The sequence below is a fragment of the Allobosea sp. 05T422_2 genome, assembly GCF_056396265.1.
Genome location: NZ_JBFTLD010000011.1, coordinates 20,764 through 40,557 on the forward strand (window position 1 = coordinate 20,764; position 19,794 = coordinate 40,557).

Below are 19,794 nucleotides of genomic sequence, written 5' to 3' on the forward strand. Positions count from 1 at the left end.
CTGATTCGAGGCGATGCCGCCCATGCCTGTCGCCACAACCGAGCTCCTCGGCTTCACCGCAGCCGCGCTGACGACCCTGTGCTGGCTGCCCCAGGCCTGGCACACGATCCGGACCCGAGACACACGCGCGATTTCGCTCTGGACGCAGATATTCTTCGCGCTCGGGATTATTCTCTGGCTGGTCTACGGGCTCCTGCTGATGTCCTGGCCGCTGATCGGCGCCAATGCCGTGACATTGGTGCTGGTCCTCACCATCCTGACCATGAAGCTGCGCTACGGCTGAACCGGCTCTATCGGGAACCCCTCATGCTGGTTAGGCTTTCTGTAGACACAGCCTCGGACCGCCAATCCCCATGCCAGCCCTCTCCCCCGCCCATCTCCTGCCGATCGCCATGCTGATCGGTTCGAATGTCTTCAAGACCTTCTCCTGGTATGGCCATCTCAGCTACAAGAGCACCGCGATCTGGCTCGCCATCCTCGCCAGCTGGATGATTGCACTGCCGGAATACATGCTCGCCGTCCCTGCCAACCGCATCGGCAATGCGGTCTATTCCGCCGCCGAGCGGAAGACGATGCAGGAGGTCATCACCCTCACCGTCTTCGCCGGCTTTTCCATGCTCTGGCTCAAGGAGCCGCTCGGCTGGAACCATGCGATCGGTTTCGCGCTGATTGCGGCCGGTGCCTTCTTCATCTTCCAGGGCAAGGCGTAAGCAGGATGGCCAATCTCCCTTCGCCCGGACATCCCGCGGTCYCCGCCTATCTCGCCAATGGCTATGACGGCGTCGTCGGCATGTCGTCGCGCTTTGCCGCGGCGATCTGCGCGCGGCTGCTGCGCCTGCAAACCGAGGAAGGGCTGCATGGGCCGGTTGCCGAGATCGGCGCCTTCGAGGGACGCTTCTTCATCGCTCTCGCCCATGCGCTCGAGCCGGGCGAGGTCGCTCTCGGCATCGATATCTTCGAGTGGCCGAATCCGGAGGTTGAGCAACGCTTCGAGGCGAATTGCCTGAAGCACGGCATCGCCCCCGAACGGCGCGTCACGATCAAGGGCGATGCGGGAGCGATGGCTCCAGCCGACCTGCTGAAGCACACCGGCGACGCGAAGCTGCGTCTCATCCACATCGACGGCGAGCATTCCCGCCTGGCGCTCGCCAGAGATCTCGCACTCGCCACCGCCTGCCTGGCCGATGGCGGGCTGATCGTTCTCGATGACATGCTTCATCCCGGCTACCCGACGTTGATGGTCGCGGTGCAGGCCTATCTCGATGCACACCMTCAGATTGTGCCGCTCTGCATCATCGACCGTGAGACGATTGTCGGCGCCACCAAATTCGTGCTCTGCGAGCAGCACTGGTTCGAGCGCTATCAGGCTCGGATGCTCGATATCTTCAAGGAGCAGATCTGGCCACTGGGCGCCGACTTCGAACCGCATTGGTGCCTGGTGCTGTCGCTCGACACCCGGCTGGCGGACATCACCTGAGCTGCCGGCGCACTGCCTGCCGTATGTCATTCCGGACACGCCGCTATAGCGCTGCCGTCCGGCACGTCGGGGTCGGTGCCGGGCTCAAGAATGGTTTCCGGCCTTCAGCTTCGCTGCGGCCGGGATGACCGTATCACTCCCGACCACCTAGGAAGACTGCCGTGAAGAAAGCGATCCTCGTCGCCCTATCCATCTTGAGCCTCTCGACGCCGGCGCTCGCCGGCCCGACCTGCAGCCCGAGCGACGACCGCGCCAGGATCCTCGCCTCCGCCAGCACAGGCGACGTCCACCCAACCTGGCGCGGCGGAAAACATGTCGGTTACGGCTGGTCGCTGCAGGTCAAGCGCAACGCCCGCGACGACGCCGGTACGTCCTATTATGTCGGGGATCTCTATGACACGCGCGGTCAGCTCTCGACGCGCAATGCCTTCGTCATCGAGAACGAATGGGATTGCGGTCCCTGACGCGCCCGCTCCGGCGCTCACCGCGCCGGCCTGACCCGCAGGATCTTGCCGTTGGCATCATCGCTCAGCAGGTAGAGATAACCGTCGGGGCCTTGCCTGACGTCACGAATGCGCTCGCTGAGCGTGGTCAACAGCCTCTCCTCGCCGGTGACCGTCTCGCCCTGCGTCGAGAGGCGGATCAGCATCTGCCCGGCAAGGGCGCCAACGAAGAGAGAGTTTTTCCAGGCCGGCCAGATTTGCCCGGTATAGAAGGTCGCGCCGGACGGCGCGATCGACGGGTCCCAGTAGAACAGCGGCTGCTCCATACCGGGTTTCGATGTGCCCTCACCGATCTTCGCGCCGGAATAGTCGATCCCGTAGGTGATCACCGGCCAGCCATAGTTGAGCCCGGCCTTCGGCGTGTTGATCTCGTCGCCGCCGCGCGCGCCATGCTCTGCGGTCCAGAGCTGCCCGGTCTCTGGATGCAGCGTCGCGCCCTGCASGTTGCGGTGGCCGATCGACCAGATCTCCGGTTGCCAGCCCTCCTTTTTTGGATTGCCCGCCGCCGCCTTGCCCTCCGGGCTGATCCGCAGGACCTTGCCAAGGTGATTGCCCGGGTTCTGCGCCTGATCCCGCTGGCTGAAGCGGTCGCCCACCGTGACGAACAGCGCGCCCGTCCGGTCGAAGACCAATCGCGAGCCGAAATGCATGTTGCTGTTAATCGTCGGCATTTGCCGGAAGATCACGCTCATCCCTTCGAGCGCGGTGCCGCTTGCATTGAGACGCCCGCGCGCGACGCTGGTGCCGTTTCCATTGGCGCGCGGCTCCGCGAAGGAGAGATAGAGCAGCCGGTTCTGGGCAAATTGCGGATCGAGCGCGACATCGAGCAGCCCGCCCTGCCCGCGTGCCATGACGCTCGGCACACCCGCGATCGGCCGCGAAATCTCGCCCGCGGCGGAAACCAGCCGCAACCGGCCCGGCCTTTCGGTCACGAGCATGCGCCCGTCAGGCAGGAAGGCGAGGCCCCAGGGATGCTCCAGACCGCTCGCCACCGTCTCGACGACCAGCTCGCCCGCGCTCGATGGGAAGCGCTGCTGGGCATCGGCCGTCGCCGACAGTGCCAGGGCTGAAAGCGTGGCGCTGAAGCAGGCGGCAAGAACGCTGTGGCGCATGGAACTCTCCCTGTCGTAGCGGAACGTCAGTGAGGCAAAACGCGCGGAATCACCACTCGGTTGCTTCGAGTTCACGCCGAAGTGAAACGATCGCCTGGGTCTCGTCGAGCGCGACGTCGTCGCTGGTCACGGCCTGGCCGGCCGCGACATCCCGTTTGAGCTTGACGCCATGCGCGAGCCCGATCGGCAGGGCGCGGACTTCGCGGCTCGCCCGCGCCGGCATCAAGCGGCCATAGACCGTGTATCCGCCCTCCCCGTCCAGCATCTCGCCGGCCTTGAGGTCACGCTTGGCCACTGCAGCAGCGTCTCCGCGCCACTCGCGGGTGCTGCCAGTCGGCTCGCCGCGCAGGGCCGCGTTGAGGACCGACATCGAAAGCTCCAACCCGATCAGGTGGAACGGCTTGTACATCGCCGCATATTGGCCGGTGGAATCGGTCGGCAGGCCGTATTGCTTGAAGCAGGCCGCGGCGTAGTCGTTCGGCGCCTTCAGCACGACATAGACGCCCCAGCGCAGGTCGCGAAACACAGGCCGCCCGTCACGCTCGAGCGAAGACACCACTTCGACCATGCCGTCGCGATCGAGTTGCCCCCCGACCGCCTTCGGCCGCAGCACATGGGCAAGGTCGTCGACGCCGACGGGCGGGAATGCGAGGCCGGCCTCCGGCACATCGAGCCCGCAGGCATTGGCGATCGCCGCCATCTCTATCGCCGACTTCGTTCCATCGAGGAAGGAGTTGAACATTTGCGGGTTCATGCCCGCCGCCTTGGCCGCCTCGGGCGTCAACCCGTAATGGGTCCAGACATCGTCCGGCGTGACCTGATGGTAGGCCGGCAGATATTTCGTGCCCTTGCCAGCCGCCGCAACCGTGAATCCGGTCGCACGCGCCCAGTCGACCATCTCCGAGACAAGCGCCGGCTGGTCGCCATAGGCCATGGAATAGACCACGCCCGCGGCCCGAGCCCGGGTCGCGAGCACCGGGCCGACCAGCACGTCAGCCTCGACATTGACCATCACCACATGCTTGCCGGCGGTGATCGCCGCCAGTGCATGGTGTGCGCCGGCGGCCGGATGGCCGGTTGCCTCGATGACGACCTCGATACCGTCCATCGCAGCCGCCTCGGCGCCGTCCGCGACATAGCGGGTCGCCTCGATGCGGGCCTCGTCCCAGCCGACCTGCCGGCACGCGCGCTTCGCCCGCTCGGGATCGAGATCGGCAATGACAGCGACCTCCAGCCCCGCAATATGGGGCACCTGCGACAGGAACATCGAACCGAACTTTCCGGCCCCGATCAGTGCGACGCGTACGGGCCTTCCTGCGTCGCGACGGGTGGCGAGAAGTGGCATCAGGTTCATGACGACGCTCCGGTGTTCAATGATCTCGGGCAGAGTCACCCGCGTCGAGCCGGCAACAGCGACGCCGCCAGCCCGGATCCGTCATGGGATGCGACGGATTGGGGGCTCGAGCGGCCAGGCCACATGCCCGGAATGACGGAGGCGGACTGAACGATAACGCCGGTTATTCCGGCTTCACGCCGGCATCGGCGATGATCTGCTTCCAGGTCGCGATCTCCTGGAGGTGATAGGGCTTGAACGCGGCGGGATCGCGCACCTTCAGCGTGAAACCGAGCTTGAGGATCGCCTCGGTTATGGCAGGCTTGGCGATCGAGGCCATGACTGCCTTCGAGAGCGTGTCCAGGATCGGTTGCGGAACCGCGGCAGGTGCGAAGAAGGCCKCCCAGGAATCGGCGTCGGCATTGCTGACCCCCTGCTCGCGCAGGGTGGGGATATCCTTGGCGCGCAGATTGCGCTCCGGGCTCGCCAAAGCCAGCGCGCGCATGCTGCCGGCGTTGATCTGCTCCAGCACGCTCGGCAGCGTTGAATTGGCGATGTCGATGCGCCCGCCGATGATCTCCTGCACCAGCGGCGCGGCGCCGCGGAAGGGCACATGCGTCATCTTGGTGCMGGTGCGCTGCATGAACAGCTCCATCGCCAGATGCGAGCCGGAGCCGACGCCGGTGGAGCCGTAGTTCAGCTTGTCGGGATCCGCCTTGGCCAGCGCGATCAGCTMGGCAATGGTCTTGGCCGGCAGGTCGTTGCGGACGACGAAGGCGTGCTCGAAGGCGCCCACGCCGCAGAGCGGCRCAAAATCCTTCACCGCATCGTAGCCAGGCTCCTTCAGCAGGAACATGTTGTTCCCATGCGTCTGGTTGTTGCCGAAGATGAAGGTGTAGCCGTCCGGTTCCGCCTTGGCCACGGCGCGCGTGCCAACCGCCCCCGATGCACCGGCACGGTTGTCGACCAGCACGTTCTGGCCGATCGAGGTCGAGAGATCCTGCGCGACGAAGCGGGCAATGGCGTCGGTCGGTCCACCCGCCGGATAGGGAACGACCAGCGTGATCGGCTTCGACGGGAACGTCTGCGCCCGAACGATGGCCGGAGCAAAGGCGGCACCGGCAATGATGCCGAGCGTGGTGCGGCGGGTCAGCGACATGAAGGTCCTCCGGGGTGCCCGATTTGGAGACTGGGCTTGTCGCGAGAATTACGGGCAAAGGCGCCATGCGTCCAGCGGCAGGTGCCGGCGCCGCGGGAGGCTGTAGCCTGCGCTCAGCGAGCAACGGGGAACGAGCCGCCCATGACCATCCGCATCGAACGCGACGGCAAGGTCGCGACCGTCATCCACAGCCGCATCGAGGCCCGCAACGCGATGGATCCCGACAGCGCCGAAGCGCTGACGGCCGCCTTCCGCGAACTCGACGCCGATCCTGAAACCGGCGCGATCGTGTTCTGGGGCGAAGGCGGCGCCTTCTGCGCCGGCTGGGACCTGAAATATGCGCAGGCCTTCACCGATGCGGAGCGCTTCCGCACGGAGATCGTCGATGGACTGGCTTTTCCCCATGGCGGTGGCCCGGCCCCACGCGGCCCGATGGGCCCCTCGCGGCTGGAGATGGGCAAGCCCGTGATTGCCGCCATCGAGGGCCCGGCCGTCGCTGGCGGGATGGAACTCGCACTTTGGTGCGATGTCCGGATCATGGCCCAGGACGCCTATTTCGGCGTCTATTGTCGGCGCTGGGGTATCCCGTTGATCGACGGCGGCACCGTGCGCCTGCCCCGCCTTGTCGGCCAGGGCCGTGCGCTCGAGATCATCATGACCGGGCGCAAGGTCGCAGCCGACGAAGCCCTGCGGATCGGGCTCTGCGAGACAGTGGTCCCGCGCGGAGAAGCCCGCGCCGCCGCCGAGGCAATGGCGCAGCAGATCGTCCGCTTCCCACAGGGCGCCATGCTGGCCGACCGCCACAACGCGATTGCCGGGCACGGCCTCGGCGTCCGCGAGGCGCTGGCGCGGGAATGGGCTGGAGCCGTCGAGACCATCGTCAAGGAAGGTGCGGCCGGAGCCGGACGCTTCGCCGGCGGCAAGGGGCGTGGCGGCGACTTCGAGGATATTTGAAGGCTGCCTCTGTCTCGGCCGGGCCGGAATGGCACGCGGTTTCCGCTCGGTCGCCAGGCCCTACCCGCCGAACCCCGCCCGCTTCAGCCGCTGCACCGCGACGTCGAGTGCCTGCAGGAAGGCTGACCGGTCCTTCTGCGAGAAGGGTTTCGGCCCGCCGGTCACCGCCCCGGCGGCACGCAGATCCTCCATCATGTCGCGCGTCGCCAGCGCCATGCCGATCGAGGCTTCGGTGAAGGGTTTGCCTGTCGGCCCGATGACATCGGCTCCGGCCTTGATGCAGCGATCGGCAAGCGGGATGTCGGAGGTGATGACGATCGCACCGCGCGCCACCCGCTCGGCAATCCAGTTATCGGCAGCATCGAACCCGTCGGATACGATCACCCGTTCGATCCAGCTCTCCCGCGGCACCATCATGAAGCTGTTGGCGACAACGAAGACCTTGAGCCCATGCCGCTCGGCCACGCGATACACCTCCGGCTTCACCGGACAGGCGTCGGCATCGACATAGATCGCGATGGTGCTGGGGCTTGGTTCCATGGGGGTCAGCGCATCGCAGGGAACGGCAGGGCATGCAAGGACGGCTTTATGCCGGCCTTATGCGGCAGCGCGTCTTCCACATCGCAAGCTTAGCGGGAGCGGACCTACATCTCGACCATCGATGGAGGTCGAGATGACGACTGATACCGCCTACGCCCATACCTCTCACCAGCGCCGCGCCCGCGCGGTCTATCGCACCGTGGCGAAGAAGCGGCCGGCGACCGGCCTGCTCGCGGCAGAGCTTGCTGCACTGGCCTGCTTTGCGCTCGCGGCCGCCGGCTTCATCGGCCTGCGCGCCTGGCTGTTCCTGCCGAATTGAGCGCTGCGACATGGGACARTCCACGCCGGTCCAGCCGCTCGAAGGAGCGAGCCATCTCTTCCTTGTCGGGCAGTCGAAGCACGGTTTCTGGGTCGCCCGCGACCTCGAAGGCCAGTCTGAAGGCATTTTTCGCGAGAAGAAGGATGCGGTCCGCTTCGCCATGTTCGAGGGCGGCCATCCCAACGCGGTGATGCTCTCGCCCAACGCGGTCGAGCCCAGCTTTGGCATGGGAGTACGCTGATCCTGATCCAGTCTGACGATGCCGTATCTGCTTCGGCCGGGCGCAAGCCCGGCCGCTTGCTTCATGACACCGGCCATTCCCTTTGGGACCACATCTCGACCGTTGAAGCGGCCTACCGAAAGAACCTGCAACGGCCGATGGACCGGCGACTTGAAAGGGAACTCTACGCCATCTTCCTTGCAGCAGCCGGGGCGCTGATCGATCAACTCGTCGAGGTCGGCATCGACGATCCCGGCGATATCGCCCGGCGGCTGAATCGTCGCGGCTTTCCCTGCTGGGGCCGTCCGCGCTGGAGCACGGGAAGCGTCGCAACGATTACGCGGCGCCGGCGCATGGCGGAGGCGCATGATGATGTCGCCCAGGCATCAACCGGGCGACGCGAGATATCCCGAGAAACCGCGTGCACTTCGGCCGGCGCTGGCCTAGGCTCGAACTCTGCTTCGATGTGACAGAGTCCGGCTACCGCCCGGGCCGACCGCGGCAGCCGAAAGCCGGCCGCAGAATGACCGAAGACAGCACGAGTTTCACTGCACAGCGCCGCTTTCGCGCAACCACTCCGAGTATGTCGGTATCCGACCAGGACTGCCGATCTGCCCGTTGACCTGAGAAGGGGCGCAGCCCGCGCCCCTCGAAGCGAGGAATGAGACGATGGCAAAGGGTGAACAACGCGGCAACCKCGAAGCCAAGAAGCCGAAGAAGGACAAGCCGAAGGTCTCGGCAGCGGCCCCTTCGACCTTCGCTGCCGTGGTCGCAAAGGCCGCGGCTCCGCAAAAGAAGAAGTGAGGCGCCGGCAGCCGCTGCCCTGCCTCGCAGCGCCGGCTTTTCCCGACCGCAACGCACCGCCGACAGGACACAGATGATACGCTTCAGGACGATCGAACCGGAGGCGGCGGCGAAACTCACTGCGCCGTCGGCAGCCTCCGCTCAGCCCGCATCAGCCAAGGCCGGGGCACTGGCGGCTGGCTCCAGCAGTGCTGAGGCAGCGGCACAGGAGCTGCCTCAGCAGAAGCCCGTCCGGGCGAAGAAGCAGGGCGCAGCCCGGCTCTTCGACGAATAGCTCCGGGGACCTGCTCGTCAGGCCTCGATGACTTCGTCGGTCCAGACCCTGAAACCGACCAGCGTGTTCGGCCCGAAGGTGGTCGTGATGGCGACATCAGCCGCGTCGCGGCCGCGCGCGATCAGCACCCGGCCGATCCGCGGCACGTTATTGCGCGGGTCGAACATCTCCCAGCCACTGCTCAGGTAAGCCTCGAAGGACGCTGCGAAATCGCCCGGCGGAAACGGGGGAGGCGTGCCGACGTCGCCGAGATAGCACGTGCAATAACGCGCCGGGATGTTCATCGCCCGGCAGAACGCGATCGCGAGATGCGCATAGTCGCGGCAAACGCCACGCCCCTCGCGATAGGCCTCCGACGCCGTCCGCGTCACGCTCGCATCATTGTAGTCGAAGGCGATGCGCTGGTGCACGAAGTCGCAGATCGCCTGCACACGCGGCGCGCCCGGCAGCACATGGCCGAAGAGCTGCCAGGCCAGATCGAGCAAGCGGTCGCTGTCGCAGAAGCGACTGGCGAGCAGAAAGACCAGGCACTCCTCCGGCAACAGCTCGACCGGGACCTGCCCTGCGTMGTGGCGGAGCGTTTCAGGCAGTCCGCTGTCGTTGATCACGGCATCGGCCGAGATTCGCACGCGCCCTTGCGGCGCCACCAGCCGGCTGCACCAATTGCCGAAACCGTCGCGATAAGCGCTGACGCGGACCGGTGGATCCAGGCGCATGTGGTCAGGCTCGTCCAGCTCGGACACCCGGCTGAAATGCACATGCAGCATCAGGATCATGGGGGTTGGTTGCGGAAAGTCGTAATCGAGCTCGTAGCCGATCCTGAGTTTCACGTGATGCCTTCTGCGCGACACTCCGCGCTGGTCACTGGTTGCGCCCCCAAAGGGGCGTCCGGCACCATGCACCTTTCGGGCCGGGATGGCACTGATGGGCGTGGCCCTCCCTCGCCAGCCCGTGCGAGGCGCATCATTCACATTGCTGCTGCCAGCCATGACGCACTCTTGCTTGCGGTGCCGGCACGCGCGCCCTAAACCACGCGCGCGCCATGTGGCGCTATCCGAAAGCTCCGCCGGAGATCGATCATGGCCTTTCTTGCCGATGCCCTGAAGCGCGTGAAGCCGTCCGCGACCATCACCATCACGCAGAAGGCGCGCGATCTGAAAGCCCAGGGCAAGGACGTGATCTCGCTTTCGGTCGGCGAGCCGGACTTCGACACGCCCGATAATATCAAGGAAGCCGCCATCGCCGCGATCAGGCGCGGCGAGACGAAGTACACGCCGGTCTCCGGCATTCCGCAGCTGCGCGAGGCGATTACCCGCAAGCTGAAGCGCGAGAACGGCCTCGACTACAAGCCGAGCCAGACGATCGTCTCCACCGGCGGCAAGCATGTCATCTACAACGCGCTCCTCGCCACCCTGAACCCCGGCGACGAGGTCGTCTGCATCTCGCCCTACTGGGTCAGCTATCCCGAGATGGTTGCGCTCTGCGGCGGCACGCCGACCTTCGCCGAGACCCGCATCGAGAACGAGTTCAAGCTCCAGCCGGAGGATCTCGAGAAAGCGATCACCCCCAGGACCAAGTGGGTCATCCTGAACTCGCCTTCGAACCCGTCGGGCGCCGCCTATAGCCATGCCGAGATGAAGAAGCTCACGGATGTCCTGATGCGCCATCCTCATGTCTGGGTGCTGACCGACGACATGTACGAGCACCTGGTCTATGGCGACTTCCAGTTCGTCACGCCCGCTCAGGTCGAACCCGGTCTCTACGAGCGCACGCTGACCATGAACGGCGTCTCGAAATCCTACGCCATGACCGGCTGGCGCATCGGCTACGCTGCCGGCCCGCAGCATCTGATGAACGCCATGGACCTCGTCCAGGGCCAGCAGACCTCCGGCACCTCGGCGATTTCGCAATGGGCGGCGGTCGAGGCGCTCGACGGTACGCAGGAGCACATTCCGGTCTTCCGGAAGGCCTTCGAGCGTCGCCGCGATCTCGTGGTCTCGATGCTGAACCAGACGCGCGGCCTCAAGTGCCCGACGCCGGAAGGCGCGTTCTACGTCTATCCCGATTGCTCGGCGCTGATTGGCAAGAAGCTGCCGAACGGCAAGGTGATCGAGACCGACGAAGACCTCGTCATGGGCCTGCTCGAGACGGAAGCCGTCGCGGCCGTCCACGGCTCCTCCTTCGGCCTTGGGCCCAATTTCCGCATCTCCTACGCCACCTCGGACGAGAAGCTGGAAGAAGCCTGCCGCCGCATCCAGCGCTTCTGCGCCGAGCTGCGCTGAGCCAGCGATCGTGAATTGCCGCGGGCGCGCCACTCGGCTAGCGCTTGCGGCATGAACCGCCGCTCCTTTCTGATCCTGACGGCCGCCCCGCTCCTCGCGGGGGCGGCCGTGGCGCAATCTGGGCCTCCGTCGCTCTCCGTGCGGCAGGCCTATGACGGAGCCAAGGCCGGCACGCTGATTCTCGTCGATATCCGGACACCAGAGGAATGGGCCGATACCGGCGTGCCGGTCGGCGCCATCAGGTTGGATATGGAGGCCAGCGCCTTCGAGGCGTGGCTTGCCGCGCTACGGCTCGAGAATCCCGGCAAGACCATCGCGCTGATCTGCCGTACTGGAAACCGCAGCAGCTCGCTGCAGCGCAAGCTCGCCGGCCGCGGCTGGCGTGACATTGTCGATGTCCGCGGCGGCCTGCTCGGCAATCCCGGCGACAAGGGTTGGCTGGCCGAGCAGTTGCCGGTGACGGCCTATCCCTGAGATCTGCGGCCCGAAAGCAGGTCCGGCCGCCTTTCGCGCGTGATCGCCTCAGCCTGCTCGCGCCGCCAGCGGGCGATGCGAGCGTGGTCTCCCGACAGCAGCGCCTCKGGCAGCCCCCTGCCCTCCCACTCGCGCKGGCGCGTATAGTGCGGATATTCGAGCAGGCCGTTCTCGAAACTCTCCTCCGAACCGGAGGCTTCCTTGCCCATCACGCCGGGAATCAGGCGCACGCAAGCATCCAGCAGCACCATCGCCGCCATCTCGCCGCCGGAGAGGATGTAGTCGCCGATCGAGACCTCGGTCAGGCCGCGCCCCTCGATCACCCGTTCATCCACGCCCTCGAAGCGCCCGCAGACGATGACGACGCCATCGCCGGCCACCCAATCGCGGACCTGGCGCTGATCCAGCCTGCGCCCGCGCGGGGACATCAGCAGGCGCGGTCTTGGATCGTCGACCGGAACCGCCGCATCGATCGCAGCTGCCAGCACGTCGCAGCGCAGCACCATGCCAGCACCGCCGCCAGCCGGGTTGTCGTCGACATTGCGATGACGGCCGATGCCGTGGTCGCGGATCTGGTGGGTATCGAGCTGCCACAATCCCTTGCGCAATCCCTCCCCCGCCAGGGAAGCACCGAGCGGGCCGGGAAACATCTCGGGATAGAGGGTCAGGATCGAGGCGCGAAAGCTCATGCCGAAGCAAAGCGCAGCGACGGATGCCCGTCCAGCGCTGCGAAATCCCTGGCACTGCCGATGACATTGTCGAAGCCGGAGAAGGCCCCCGCCTCGAGCATCGTCAGGATCGCGACGGCCCGCATGCCGGCACGCTTCGCGGCCTCGACGCCCAGCGGCGCGTCCTCGAAGACGAGGCAGCTTTCGGGAGCCACGCCCATGCGCTCGGCGGCCGCCAGGAACATGTCGGGATGCGGCTTGCCCCGAAACCCCTGCGATGGCGAGACGATCGTGGCGAAGCGCGAGCGCAGACCAAGCGTATCGAGCACGAGGTCGATATTGGCCGGCGGCGCAGCGGAAGCGACCGCCATCGGAATCCCGGCAGTCTCGGCGCGCGCCATCAGAGCGAGCAGACCAGACAACGCCGCGACATGGGGGCGATAGGCCGCGCGATAGAGCTCTTCCTTGCGCAGCCCGCGCGCTTCGAGCTCAGCATCCTCAGCCTCCGGGAAATAGGCAGAAAGGATTTCGAGATTGGCCTTGCCAGCGGTGCGGCTGAAGAAGCTTGCCCGGTCGAAGGCGAGGTTCTCGGTCTTGTGCCACGCCTCCCAGGCATCATCGTGGAAGCGCATGTTGTCGACGATGGTGCCATCCATGTCGAAGATCAGGGCGCGGATCGAGGTTTCACTTGTCATCGACATCCTCGAACAATCCGGCCGGAGGGTCCGCTTCGATCCGTCGCGCCGCGATGTCGATTCGGGGTGTGAAGGCCTTGGTGAACGGCATCAGCACGGAGCGGCCATCCGGAGTGCGGATGTCAAGCAGGTCGCCGGCGCCATAATTGTCGACGGACGTGACCTCGCCGAGAGGCTCGCCTTGCGGCCCGACCACGGAACAGCCGACCAGATCGGCCTGGAGGAACTCGTCCTCATCATCGGCCGGCGGCAGGTTTGCTCGCTMGGTATGGAGCTTGAGCCCAGTCAGGGTTTCGGCCGCCTCGCGGCTGGTCACGCCCTTCAGGCGGGCAATGACCACTTCCTTGGCGGGCCTGATCTCCGCGATTTCGAAACGGCGGCCGTGATCGTCGATCAGCGCGCCRTAGGCCGCGATATCGAGCGGATCGGCCGTGAAGGCCTTGATCCGCACCTCGCCTTTGACGCCATGCGGCGCCCCGACGATGCCGAGCGGGACGAGTTCGTTATCAGCCATCAAACGCCATTCCGGGTCACCGCGAAGCGAGCAGCCCGGAACCCATAATCACCAAGGAGTAAAGGAAGAAATCGGCGCGGCCGCCCCGAAAGGCGGCCGCGTCTCAAAAGGTTCACTCAGCAGCTTCAGCCGGAGCAGCGGCCTTCTCGGCCTTCTTCTCGGCGCGCTCCTTGGCCTTCTCGCCGGGAACGGCCTTCGCCGGGTTGTTGCGGGCCGGACGCTTCAGCAGGCCAGCAGCGTCGAGGAAACGCAGGACGCGATCGGTCGGCTGGGCGCCCTTGGCGAGCCAGGCCTTGGCCTTCTCGAGGTCGAGCACGACGCGCTCCGGCGAATCCTTCGCCTTCATCGGATCATAGGCGCCGATCTTCTCGATGAAGCGGCCATCGCGCGGCGAACGGGCGTCGGCGACGACGATGCGGTAATAGGGGCGCTTCTTGGCGCCGCCGCGGGTGAGGCGGATCTTCAGGGACATGATAATCTCCAGTCAGTTCAGGTTTGCAGGCTTCTGTTTCGCAGGCTCGGCAGCCGGGTGCCGGTAGATGCCGACCTCCCAGCCACGGATCACGAAGGGTTTCTCGAATCTGGCGCCGAGACGCTCGGCAACCTGGATCGAGGGTCGATTGTCGGGGTGGATGAAGCTCATCAGCGTCGTCCAACCCAAGTCACGATAGGCATAGTCACGGGCGCGCAGAGCAGCTTCGGTCGCGTAGCCGCGCCCATGCTCACCGGCGAAAAGGCTCCAGCCGATCTCCGGCTCGGGCCAGCCTTCCGGCGAGAGCAGCCCACACCAGCCGACGAGCCGGCTGTCTTCCTTGGCCTCGAGGGCCCAGAGACCGAAACCCAGCAGGGACCAATGGCCAGCCATGCTGGCAAAGCGACGCCACGAATCCTCGCGCCCGCTGGCGCCACCGACGAAACGGGTCAGCTGCTCGTCGCCCAGGAACGCGGCCACGCGATCGAAATCGCCCTTGGCCCAGCCGCGCATCACCAGGCGCTCGGTCTCGAGGACGGGGATCACTTCTTCTTCCCGCCGAACGGATTGCCGCCGAGACCAGGCAGGCCGCCCAATCCGGGCAGTTTCGGCATCATGCCGGCGGGCGGCGTCACGCCCTTGGGCAGGCCGGGGAAACCGCCCGGCGGCAGCGAAGGCAGCCCGCCGCCAGCGCCGAGCTGCTTCTGCAGATCCGCGAGCTGGGCCGGGTCCATCTTGGACGGATCAGGCATGCCCGGCGGCAATCCGCCGCCGCCCATGCCGAACATCTGGCCAAGCTTGCCGAGCATGCCGCCCTTCTGCTTCGACATCGCCTTCATTGCGTCGGCCATACCGCGATGCATCTTGAGCAACTTGTTGATCGACTCTGCCGAGGTACCTGACCCTGCCGCGATGCGCTTCTTGCGGCTGTTCTTGAGAAGGTCGGGGTTCTTGCGTTCGGCCGGCGTCATCGAGTCGATCGCCGCGATCATGCGCTTGAACATCTGGTCGCCCACGCCAGAACTGGCGAGCTGGCTCTGAGCCTGCTTCATCCCGGGCAGCATACCCATGATGCCGCCGAGCCCGCCCATCTTCTCCATCTGCTGCAACTGCGTGCGCATGTCGGAGAGATCGAAATTGCCCTTTGCCATACGCTGGGCGACGGCCTGCGCCTGCTCGGCATCGATCGTCTCGGCCGCCTTCTCGACGAGCGAAACGATGTCGCCCATGCCGAGGATACGATTGGCGACCCGCGAGGGATGGAAATCCTCGAGGGCATCGGTCTTTTCGCCCGTGCCGACCAGCTTGATCGGCTTACCGGTGACGGCGCGCATCGAGAGCGCCGCGCCACCGCGCGAATCGCCATCCATACGGGTCAGCACGATGCCGGTGAGCCCAACGCGCGCGTCGAAGGCACGCGCCGTATTGACCGCGTCCTGGCCGGTCAGCGCGTCGGCGACGAGCAGCACCTCATGCGGGTTCGTCGCAGCCTTCACATCGGCGACTTCCGCCATCAGCGCCTCGTCGAGCGTGACGCGACCGGCGGTGTCGAGCATGACGACATCGAAACCGCCGAGCTTGCCGGCCTCGATCGCGCGGCGCGCGATCTGGACGGCCGACTGGCCGGCGACGATGGGCAGCGTATCAACACCGACCTGCTGGCCGAGGATAGCCAACTGCTCCATGGCAGCGGGGCGGCGCGTGTCGAGCGAGGCCATCAGCACCCGCTTCTTGTGCCGGTCGCTAAGGCGCTTGGCGATCTTGGCGGTCGAGGTCGTCTTGCCCGAGCCCTGCAGGCCGACCATCAGGATCGGCACCGGCGGCACCGAATCGAGCGTGATGCCTTCGCCCTCGCCGCCAAGGGTGTCGATCAGGACGTCGTTGACGATCTTGATGACCTGCTGGCCGGGCGTGACCGATTTCAGAACCTCGGCGCCGACCGCGYGCTCACGTACCTTGTCGGTGAAACTGCGCACGACCTCGAGCGCGACATCCGCCTCCAGCAGCGCGCGGCGAACCTCGCGCAGGGCTGCGTTGACGTCGTCCTCGGTCAGCGAGCCCCTGCGGGTCAGGCCCGAGAGGATGCCGGAGAGTCTGTCGCTCAATGTGCCGAACATGCGGCCCCTTGTCGGTTTTGTACGGCTCTTTCATCCAACAGAACGGACATCACCCCCAAGCGGTTTCGCGCCCGAGGGCGCAGACGCGCTGTCGGGCGTTGACCTCCGGGCTCTCATGGCTCATGCGAGCGGCCCGGTCGGCGGATGCGGTCTCGTCGATGTCGGCGAAACGAATGCTGGGGTTAAAGCGTCAGAATGTGGCGAAAGTCAAGATTGCGGACGCATGGTGGCAATCTCGCCGCGATTGACCGCTAGCTGATCTGACCCGATCAACAACAGAATCGTCCTGATCGCATGACCCGAACCGCCGCTGCCGCCCTTCTCGCCACCGCCCTCCTGGCTGCTGGCTGCGCCACCGAACCACTGCGCACGGGCCCCATCAATCCGAAATCCGCCGAGAAGCTGGCCGCGGTACAGGTCGACCGCGCCGCAGCAGCGCGAATCCTGAACAACTACCGCGCCAGTCTCGGCCTCGGCCCCGTGCGGCTCGACCCCGCGTTGACGGCGATKGCCCAGCGCCAGGCCGACGCGATGGTCGCCGGCAACGCGCTCTCGCACGATGTCGGCGGCAACTTCACGGCCCGCGTGCATGCGGCCGGGCTGAATACGGGCCGTGCAGCCGAGAATCTGGGAGGCGGCTACTATTCAACCGAGGAGGCTTTTGCGGGGTGGCGTCAATCGTCGGGACATGACGCGAATTTGCGCATGCCCGAGGCGACGCGCTTCGGCATTGCGCTGGCAAAGGACCCACGCACTCAGTACCGCGCCTATTGGGCCCTGGTTGTCGCAGCTGATCCGCAGCCCCGTAGGACGGTAGATGCCGGGCCGCTCGTTCCGGTGGAAAGTTTACGCAGGGTTCGCGCTGAAGGTGACAGGCAGATTGCAGGGCGGTAGTTGTCGCGTCCCCCCTTTTGAATACGGATTGCGAGATGCCTTACGCTGCGCCGAAATTGATCGCCCTTGCGGCAGCCTCCCTGTTTGTCGGCCTGTCCCAGGCTCAAGCTCAGGCCCAACCCTGCGCCAGCAACTTCAAATCGGCCGGTGTTCCGATGCTCACCGCCCTCACCTACCGGACCTGGGATCTCATCCCCAACCGGGCGCCGGCCGTGGTGCTGCCCGCGCTTGCCAGGGCCGTGGCGGCCGACGGCTTCGACGGCATCCAGGTCGACAAATCACTCGGCACGATTTCCGCCCTCCAGGAAGTGACCGGATCCGGCCGCCCGCAAACGCTTCGCGTGACCGCACGCCCGAGCGGCAAGGGTACGCGGGTCGACATCGTCTTCACCGTGCAGCCGGGACAGATCGCGGAGGAAGGCGGCACCCGCGCGGCGATGTGCAAATTCATCTCGAGCGCTCGTCGCTGAGGCCGCATTACGCGCCTCGTAGCGGCCGCGGCGGTTGAGGCTGCGGCGGCCTCTTTACAAAGTCTCGCGCCTCGGGATTGCTCGGGCTGCAACCTCGGGAGCCTCGCCATGACCTTCGAAGCCTGGGCCGCCTTCGCGGCCGCAACCGCCGTCCTGCTCGTTATCCCGGGCCCTACGATCCTGCTCGTGATGTCCTATGCCCTGGGCCAGGGCTGGCGCACCGCCTTCCCGATGGCAGTCGGCGTCGCGCTCGGCGATTTCACCGCAATGACGCTCTCGATGCTCGGGGTCGGCGTTTTGCTGGCAGCCTCGGCGACTGTGTTCACCGCGCTGAAATGGGTTGGCGCAGCCTATCTCGTCTATCTCGGCGTGAAACTCTTCCGCGCCGGCGGGAGCCTGAATGCCGAACCCCGCAAGGATGCTGCCTCGGCCTTGAAGATGCTCGGCCATGCCTGGCTGGTGACAGCTCTCAACCCGAAGAGCATCACCTTCTTCGTCGCCTTCCTGCCGCAGTTTCTCGACGCCAAGGCCGATTTCTGGACACAGATGCTGATCTTCGAGGCAACCTTCATCACGCTCGMCTTCGCCAATGCATTGGGCTACGCGCTGATCGCCTCGCGTGCCCGTTMGGTGGTCAGCAATCCGCGTGCGATCGGCCTGTTCAACAAGGCCGGCGGAACGCTCCTGATCGGTGCCGGCATCGCGACCGTGGCGATGCGCTCGGGCAACCACTGACAATGGGCAGAGCCAGCATGCGCGACGGCAAGGACAGCCACACGCTCGATTTCTACGCGAGCGAGGCCGAAGCCTATGCGTCGCGCGGCCAGGAGGCGAGCCGCGCGAAGCTTCAGGGCTTCATGTCGCTGCTGCCGCCCGGCGGACGCGTGCTCGAACTTGGATGCGGCGCCGGACAGGACAGCGAGGCGTTGCTGGCGCAGGGCTTCGACGTCTTGCCGACCGATGGCTCTCCAGAACTCGCGGCACAGGCAGAGCGCCGCCTCGGTCGTCCGGTGGCTGTCCTCCTGTTCGAGGACCTCGCCGAGCATGAGGCCTTTGACGGAATCTGGGCCAATGCCTGCCTGCTCCACGTCCCCCGTGCGGCCCTGCCTGCCATGATCGCACGCGTGCATGCCGCRCTGAAACCTGGCGGCGTCTTCTATGCCAGCTTCAAGGCTGGAGAGCAGGACGGCCGCGATCGCTTCGGCCGCTATTTCAACTACCCGTCGCCCGAATGGCTGCGCGGCGCGTACGGCACTGGGCGCTGGTCCAGGCTCGACATCGTCGAGGAAATCGGGAGCGGCTATGACCGCGAGCCCACCGATTGGCTGCATGTCACAGCGTTCAAGATGCCGTGACGATGCGGTTTCCTGTGGGCGGGGCCCTCTTTCCGGGGCAGGATCGCAGGGCTTGACCCCGCCGCAACAGGCCCCACTTCTCCCGCCATGAACCGCCGCAAACTCCTCTCGCTTCTCGGTGTCTCCGCTTTGCTCAGCTCGACTGGCATGGCCTGGGCCGCATTCTCACGCTCGCGCAACCCCTATTACCAAGGGCCGGTCAGCGAGAATTTCGACGGACTGCGCTTCACCGATGGCCGGCCGGTCAACAAGGGCCTGCTCGACGTCCTGAGATGGCAGACCTCGAAGCGCGAGCGTGAGGCCTTTCCGGCGCATTACCCGGCCCCGACGCAGGACAAGCCACCTGCGCGTGTCGAGGGCCTGCGCATCGTCCATCTCGGCCACGCCTCGTTCCTCTACCAGATCGCCGGGCTCAATGTGCTGGTCGACCCGGTCTATTCCGAGCGCGCCAGCCCCTTCTCCTTCGCTGGCCCACGACGCGTGAACGCTCCGGGCGTCGCCTTCGACGACCTGCCGAAGATCGATGTCGTGCTGATCACGCATAATCATTACGACCATCTCGACCTCGCGGCACTCGACGCGCTCCACCGGCGCGACAAGCCGCGGATGATCATGCCGCTCGGCAACGACACGATCATCCGCGCCCGCAATCCCGCCATCCACGCCGAGGCCTATGACTGGAAAGCGAAGGTCGCCCTGTCCGACGCCGTCTCCGCGACATTGGTTCCGACCTATCACTGGTCGGCGCGCGGCGCGCTCGACCGCCGCATGGCGCTCTGGTGCTCCTTCGTCATCGAAACCCCACTGGGCAAGGTCTTCCATATCGGCGATACCGGCTATCACGATGGCTCGCTCTACGAGCGGCTCGGTGCCGAGCATGGCCCGTTCCGCCTGGCCGTGCTGCCGATCGGCGCTTACGAGCCGCGCTGGTTCATGGGCGACAACCACATGAATCCGGAAGAAGCCGTCAGGGTCATGCTCTCGCTACGCGCCGAGCAGGCGCTCGGACACCACTGGGGCACATTCCAACTGACCGACGAAGGCATCGAGCGTCCGCCCGAAGCCCTGAAGCTCGCCCTTGCGCAAGCGAACCTGCCCGAGGAGCGCTTTCGGCCGATGCGCCCCGGACTGAGCTGGAACGCCTGAGGACGATCTGCT

The 19,794-nt window shown here is 66.0% G+C and carries 28 protein-coding genes; 17 read left to right on the forward strand and 11 right to left on the reverse strand.

Annotated elements, in window-relative coordinates; all coding sequences use genetic code 11:
- The first annotated feature begins 22 nt into the window (after window positions 1–22).
- From AC1DJT_RS03735 to AC1DJT_RS03750, 4 genes are all read left to right on the forward strand, one after another.
- On the forward strand, window positions 23–283 hold the full coding sequence (locus AC1DJT_RS03735; protein WP_476775161.1) for a SemiSWEET family sugar transporter: 261 nt from the start codon (window positions 23–25) through the stop codon (window positions 281–283).
- A gap of 70 nt (window positions 284–353) precedes the next feature.
- A complete protein-coding gene (locus tag AC1DJT_RS03740; RefSeq protein WP_476768546.1) occupies window positions 354–710 on the forward strand; it encodes a DMT family protein in 357 nt (118 codons plus the stop codon).
- Window positions 711–715: 5 nt separating this feature from the next.
- Window positions 716–1,477, forward strand: a complete 762-nt coding sequence (locus AC1DJT_RS03745) for a class I SAM-dependent methyltransferase (protein WP_476833551.1) — start codon at window positions 716–718, stop codon at window positions 1,475–1,477.
- A 161-nt stretch (window positions 1,478–1,638) separates the two neighbouring features.
- Window positions 1,639–1,941: a hypothetical protein gene (locus AC1DJT_RS03750; protein ID WP_069879702.1), complete on the forward strand. Its 303-nt coding sequence runs from the start codon at window positions 1,639–1,641 to the stop codon at window positions 1,939–1,941.
- A 17-nt stretch (window positions 1,942–1,958) separates the two neighbouring features.
- Here the strand turns inward: AC1DJT_RS03750 and AC1DJT_RS03755 are convergent, their stop codons facing one another.
- The 3 genes from AC1DJT_RS03755 to AC1DJT_RS03765 all read right to left on the reverse strand — a co-directional run bounded on the left by AC1DJT_RS03755 (window position 1,959) and on the right by AC1DJT_RS03765 (window position 5,584).
- Window positions 1,959–3,092, reverse strand: a complete 1,134-nt coding sequence (locus AC1DJT_RS03755) for a PQQ-dependent sugar dehydrogenase (RefSeq protein ID WP_476833552.1) — start codon at window positions 3,090–3,092, stop codon at window positions 1,959–1,961.
- A 49-nt stretch (window positions 3,093–3,141) separates the two neighbouring features.
- Complete coding sequence (locus AC1DJT_RS03760) at window positions 3,142–4,446, reverse strand: NAD(P)H-dependent oxidoreductase (RefSeq protein ID WP_476768543.1); 1,305 nt, start codon at window positions 4,444–4,446, stop codon at window positions 3,142–3,144.
- A 163-nt stretch (window positions 4,447–4,609) separates the two neighbouring features.
- On the reverse strand, window positions 4,610–5,584 hold the full coding sequence (locus AC1DJT_RS03765) for a Bug family tripartite tricarboxylate transporter substrate binding protein (RefSeq protein WP_476833553.1): 975 nt from the start codon (window positions 5,582–5,584) through the stop codon (window positions 4,610–4,612).
- A gap of 141 nt (window positions 5,585–5,725) precedes the next feature.
- On the opposite strand from AC1DJT_RS03765, the gene AC1DJT_RS03770 reads away from it, so the two are divergent.
- The gene (locus AC1DJT_RS03770; protein WP_476768541.1) at window positions 5,726–6,538 is read left to right on the forward strand and encodes a crotonase/enoyl-CoA hydratase family protein; all 813 of its coding nucleotides are present in this window, start codon (window positions 5,726–5,728) and stop codon (window positions 6,536–6,538) included.
- Between the two features lie 60 nt (window positions 6,539–6,598).
- Here the strand turns inward: AC1DJT_RS03770 and AC1DJT_RS03775 are convergent, their stop codons facing one another.
- Window positions 6,599–7,078: a YaiI/YqxD family protein gene (locus AC1DJT_RS03775; protein WP_441489432.1), complete on the reverse strand. Its 480-nt coding sequence runs from the start codon at window positions 7,076–7,078 to the stop codon at window positions 6,599–6,601.
- 133 nt (window positions 7,079–7,211) lie between these two features.
- On the opposite strand from AC1DJT_RS03775, the gene AC1DJT_RS03780 reads away from it, so the two are divergent.
- From AC1DJT_RS03780 to AC1DJT_RS03800, 5 genes are all read left to right on the forward strand, one after another.
- Window positions 7,212–7,397 carry a hypothetical protein gene (locus tag AC1DJT_RS03780; RefSeq protein ID WP_441489433.1) on the forward strand — a complete coding sequence of 62 codons (186 nt, stop codon included), beginning with the start codon at window positions 7,212–7,214 and terminating at the stop codon, window positions 7,395–7,397.
- A 10-nt stretch (window positions 7,398–7,407) separates the two neighbouring features.
- The gene (locus tag AC1DJT_RS03785; protein WP_441489434.1) at window positions 7,408–7,638 is read left to right on the forward strand and encodes a hypothetical protein; all 231 of its coding nucleotides are present in this window, start codon (window positions 7,408–7,410) and stop codon (window positions 7,636–7,638) included.
- Window positions 7,639–7,775: 137 nt separating this feature from the next.
- A complete protein-coding gene (locus AC1DJT_RS03790) occupies window positions 7,776–8,087 on the forward strand; it encodes a hypothetical protein (RefSeq protein ID WP_476768539.1) in 312 nt (103 codons plus the stop codon).
- Between the two features lie 199 nt (window positions 8,088–8,286).
- Window positions 8,287–8,421, forward strand: a complete 135-nt coding sequence (locus AC1DJT_RS03795; protein ID WP_476833554.1) for a hypothetical protein — start codon at window positions 8,287–8,289, stop codon at window positions 8,419–8,421.
- Window positions 8,422–8,494: 73 nt separating this feature from the next.
- Window positions 8,495–8,695, forward strand: coding sequence for a hypothetical protein (locus AC1DJT_RS03800; RefSeq protein ID WP_441505245.1), 201 nt, complete (start codon window positions 8,495–8,497; stop codon window positions 8,693–8,695).
- 17 nt (window positions 8,696–8,712) lie between these two features.
- On the opposite strand, the gene AC1DJT_RS03805 is transcribed toward AC1DJT_RS03800, so the two are convergent.
- A complete protein-coding gene (locus AC1DJT_RS03805; protein ID WP_476833555.1) occupies window positions 8,713–9,525 on the reverse strand; it encodes a transglutaminase-like domain-containing protein in 813 nt (270 codons plus the stop codon).
- Between the two features lie 249 nt (window positions 9,526–9,774).
- On the opposite strand from AC1DJT_RS03805, the gene AC1DJT_RS03810 reads away from it, so the two are divergent.
- Together AC1DJT_RS03810 and AC1DJT_RS03815 are read left to right on the forward strand one after the other, a co-directional pair.
- Entirely contained in the window at window positions 9,775–10,977 is a 1,203-nt protein-coding gene (locus tag AC1DJT_RS03810; protein WP_069879692.1) for a pyridoxal phosphate-dependent aminotransferase, read from the forward strand.
- Window positions 10,978–11,028: 51 nt separating this feature from the next.
- A complete protein-coding gene (locus AC1DJT_RS03815; protein ID WP_476768537.1) occupies window positions 11,029–11,451 on the forward strand; it encodes a rhodanese-like domain-containing protein in 423 nt (140 codons plus the stop codon).
- On the opposite strand, the gene trmD is transcribed toward AC1DJT_RS03815, so the two are convergent.
- From trmD to ffh, 6 genes are all read right to left on the reverse strand, one after another.
- Entirely contained in the window at window positions 11,442–12,140 is a 699-nt protein-coding gene (trmD, locus tag AC1DJT_RS03820; protein WP_476833556.1) for a tRNA (guanosine(37)-N1)-methyltransferase TrmD, read from the reverse strand. The genes AC1DJT_RS03815 and trmD overlap by 10 nt on opposite strands.
- Window positions 12,137–12,820: an HAD family hydrolase gene (locus AC1DJT_RS03825; RefSeq protein ID WP_441505242.1), complete on the reverse strand. Its 684-nt coding sequence runs from the start codon at window positions 12,818–12,820 to the stop codon at window positions 12,137–12,139. The genes trmD and AC1DJT_RS03825 overlap by 4 nt, the downstream gene beginning before the upstream one ends.
- Entirely contained in the window at window positions 12,804–13,328 is a 525-nt protein-coding gene (gene rimM / locus AC1DJT_RS03830; protein ID WP_476833557.1) for a ribosome maturation factor RimM, read from the reverse strand. The genes AC1DJT_RS03825 and rimM overlap by 17 nt, the downstream gene beginning before the upstream one ends.
- A gap of 112 nt (window positions 13,329–13,440) precedes the next feature.
- On the reverse strand, window positions 13,441–13,800 hold the full coding sequence (gene rpsP, locus AC1DJT_RS03835) for a 30S ribosomal protein S16 (protein ID WP_043233545.1): 360 nt from the start codon (window positions 13,798–13,800) through the stop codon (window positions 13,441–13,443).
- Between the two features lie 12 nt (window positions 13,801–13,812).
- The gene (locus AC1DJT_RS03840; protein WP_441489441.1) at window positions 13,813–14,346 is read right to left on the reverse strand and encodes a GNAT family N-acetyltransferase; all 534 of its coding nucleotides are present in this window, start codon (window positions 14,344–14,346) and stop codon (window positions 13,813–13,815) included.
- Window positions 14,343–15,917: a signal recognition particle protein gene (ffh, locus tag AC1DJT_RS03845; RefSeq protein WP_476833558.1), complete on the reverse strand. Its 1,575-nt coding sequence runs from the start codon at window positions 15,915–15,917 to the stop codon at window positions 14,343–14,345. The genes AC1DJT_RS03840 and ffh overlap by 4 nt, the downstream gene beginning before the upstream one ends.
- 294 nt (window positions 15,918–16,211) lie before the next feature.
- Between ffh and AC1DJT_RS03850 the strand changes: the two genes are divergently transcribed.
- The 5 genes from AC1DJT_RS03850 to AC1DJT_RS03870 all read left to right on the forward strand — a co-directional run bounded on the left by AC1DJT_RS03850 (window position 16,212) and on the right by AC1DJT_RS03870 (window position 19,782).
- Window positions 16,212–16,811 (forward strand): CAP domain-containing protein, encoded by a 600-nt coding sequence (locus AC1DJT_RS03850; RefSeq protein WP_476833559.1) that lies wholly within the window; start codon window positions 16,212–16,214, stop codon window positions 16,809–16,811.
- Window positions 16,812–16,846: 35 nt separating this feature from the next.
- Window positions 16,847–17,281 carry a hypothetical protein gene (locus AC1DJT_RS03855; protein ID WP_441505239.1) on the forward strand — a complete coding sequence of 145 codons (435 nt, stop codon included), beginning with the start codon at window positions 16,847–16,849 and terminating at the stop codon, window positions 17,279–17,281.
- A 108-nt stretch (window positions 17,282–17,389) separates the two neighbouring features.
- Window positions 17,390–18,016 carry a LysE family translocator gene (locus AC1DJT_RS03860; protein ID WP_476833560.1) on the forward strand — a complete coding sequence of 209 codons (627 nt, stop codon included), beginning with the start codon at window positions 17,390–17,392 and terminating at the stop codon, window positions 18,014–18,016.
- A gap of 17 nt (window positions 18,017–18,033) precedes the next feature.
- Window positions 18,034–18,636 (forward strand): class I SAM-dependent methyltransferase, encoded by a 603-nt coding sequence (locus AC1DJT_RS03865; RefSeq protein ID WP_476768531.1) that lies wholly within the window; start codon window positions 18,034–18,036, stop codon window positions 18,634–18,636.
- Between the two features lie 87 nt (window positions 18,637–18,723).
- Window positions 18,724–19,782: an MBL fold metallo-hydrolase gene (locus tag AC1DJT_RS03870; protein ID WP_441489447.1), complete on the forward strand. Its 1,059-nt coding sequence runs from the start codon at window positions 18,724–18,726 to the stop codon at window positions 19,780–19,782.
- The last annotated feature ends 12 nt before the right edge of the window (window positions 19,783–19,794 follow it).

Excerpts from the sequence above, each read along its gene's own strand:
- AC1DJT_RS03775 (WP_441489432.1), bottom strand. The coding sequence starts at position 7,078 with ATGGAACCAAGCCCCAGCACCATCGCGATCTATGTCGATGCCGACGCC.
- AC1DJT_RS03790 (WP_476768539.1), top strand. The coding sequence starts at position 7,776 with ATGGACCGGCGACTTGAAAGGGAACTCTACGCCATCTTCCTTGCAGCA.
- AC1DJT_RS03810 (WP_069879692.1), top strand. The coding sequence starts at position 9,775 with ATGGCCTTTCTTGCCGATGCCCTGAAGCGCGTGAAGCCGTCCGCGACC.
- AC1DJT_RS03735 (WP_476775161.1), top strand. The coding sequence starts at position 23 with ATGCCTGTCGCCACAACCGAGCTCCTCGGCTTCACCGCAGCCGCGCTG.
- AC1DJT_RS03740 (WP_476768546.1), top strand. The coding sequence starts at position 354 with ATGCCAGCCCTCTCCCCCGCCCATCTCCTGCCGATCGCCATGCTGATC.
- AC1DJT_RS03815 (WP_476768537.1), top strand. The coding sequence starts at position 11,029 with ATGAACCGCCGCTCCTTTCTGATCCTGACGGCCGCCCCGCTCCTCGCG.
- AC1DJT_RS03770 (WP_476768541.1), top strand. The coding sequence starts at position 5,726 with ATGACCATCCGCATCGAACGCGACGGCAAGGTCGCGACCGTCATCCAC.
- AC1DJT_RS03855 (WP_441505239.1), top strand. The coding sequence starts at position 16,847 with ATGCCTTACGCTGCGCCGAAATTGATCGCCCTTGCGGCAGCCTCCCTG.
- rpsP (WP_043233545.1), bottom strand. The coding sequence starts at position 13,800 with ATGTCCCTGAAGATCCGCCTCACCCGCGGCGGCGCCAAGAAGCGCCCC.
- AC1DJT_RS03780 (WP_441489433.1), top strand. The coding sequence starts at position 7,212 with ATGACGACTGATACCGCCTACGCCCATACCTCTCACCAGCGCCGCGCC.
- AC1DJT_RS03870 (WP_441489447.1), top strand. The coding sequence starts at position 18,724 with ATGAACCGCCGCAAACTCCTCTCGCTTCTCGGTGTCTCCGCTTTGCTC.
- AC1DJT_RS03760 (WP_476768543.1), bottom strand. The coding sequence starts at position 4,446 with ATGAACCTGATGCCACTTCTCGCCACCCGTCGCGACGCAGGAAGGCCC.
- AC1DJT_RS03800 (WP_441505245.1), top strand. The coding sequence starts at position 8,495 with ATGATACGCTTCAGGACGATCGAACCGGAGGCGGCGGCGAAACTCACT.
- AC1DJT_RS03825 (WP_441505242.1), bottom strand. The coding sequence starts at position 12,820 with ATGTCGATGACAAGTGAAACCTCGATCCGCGCCCTGATCTTCGACATG.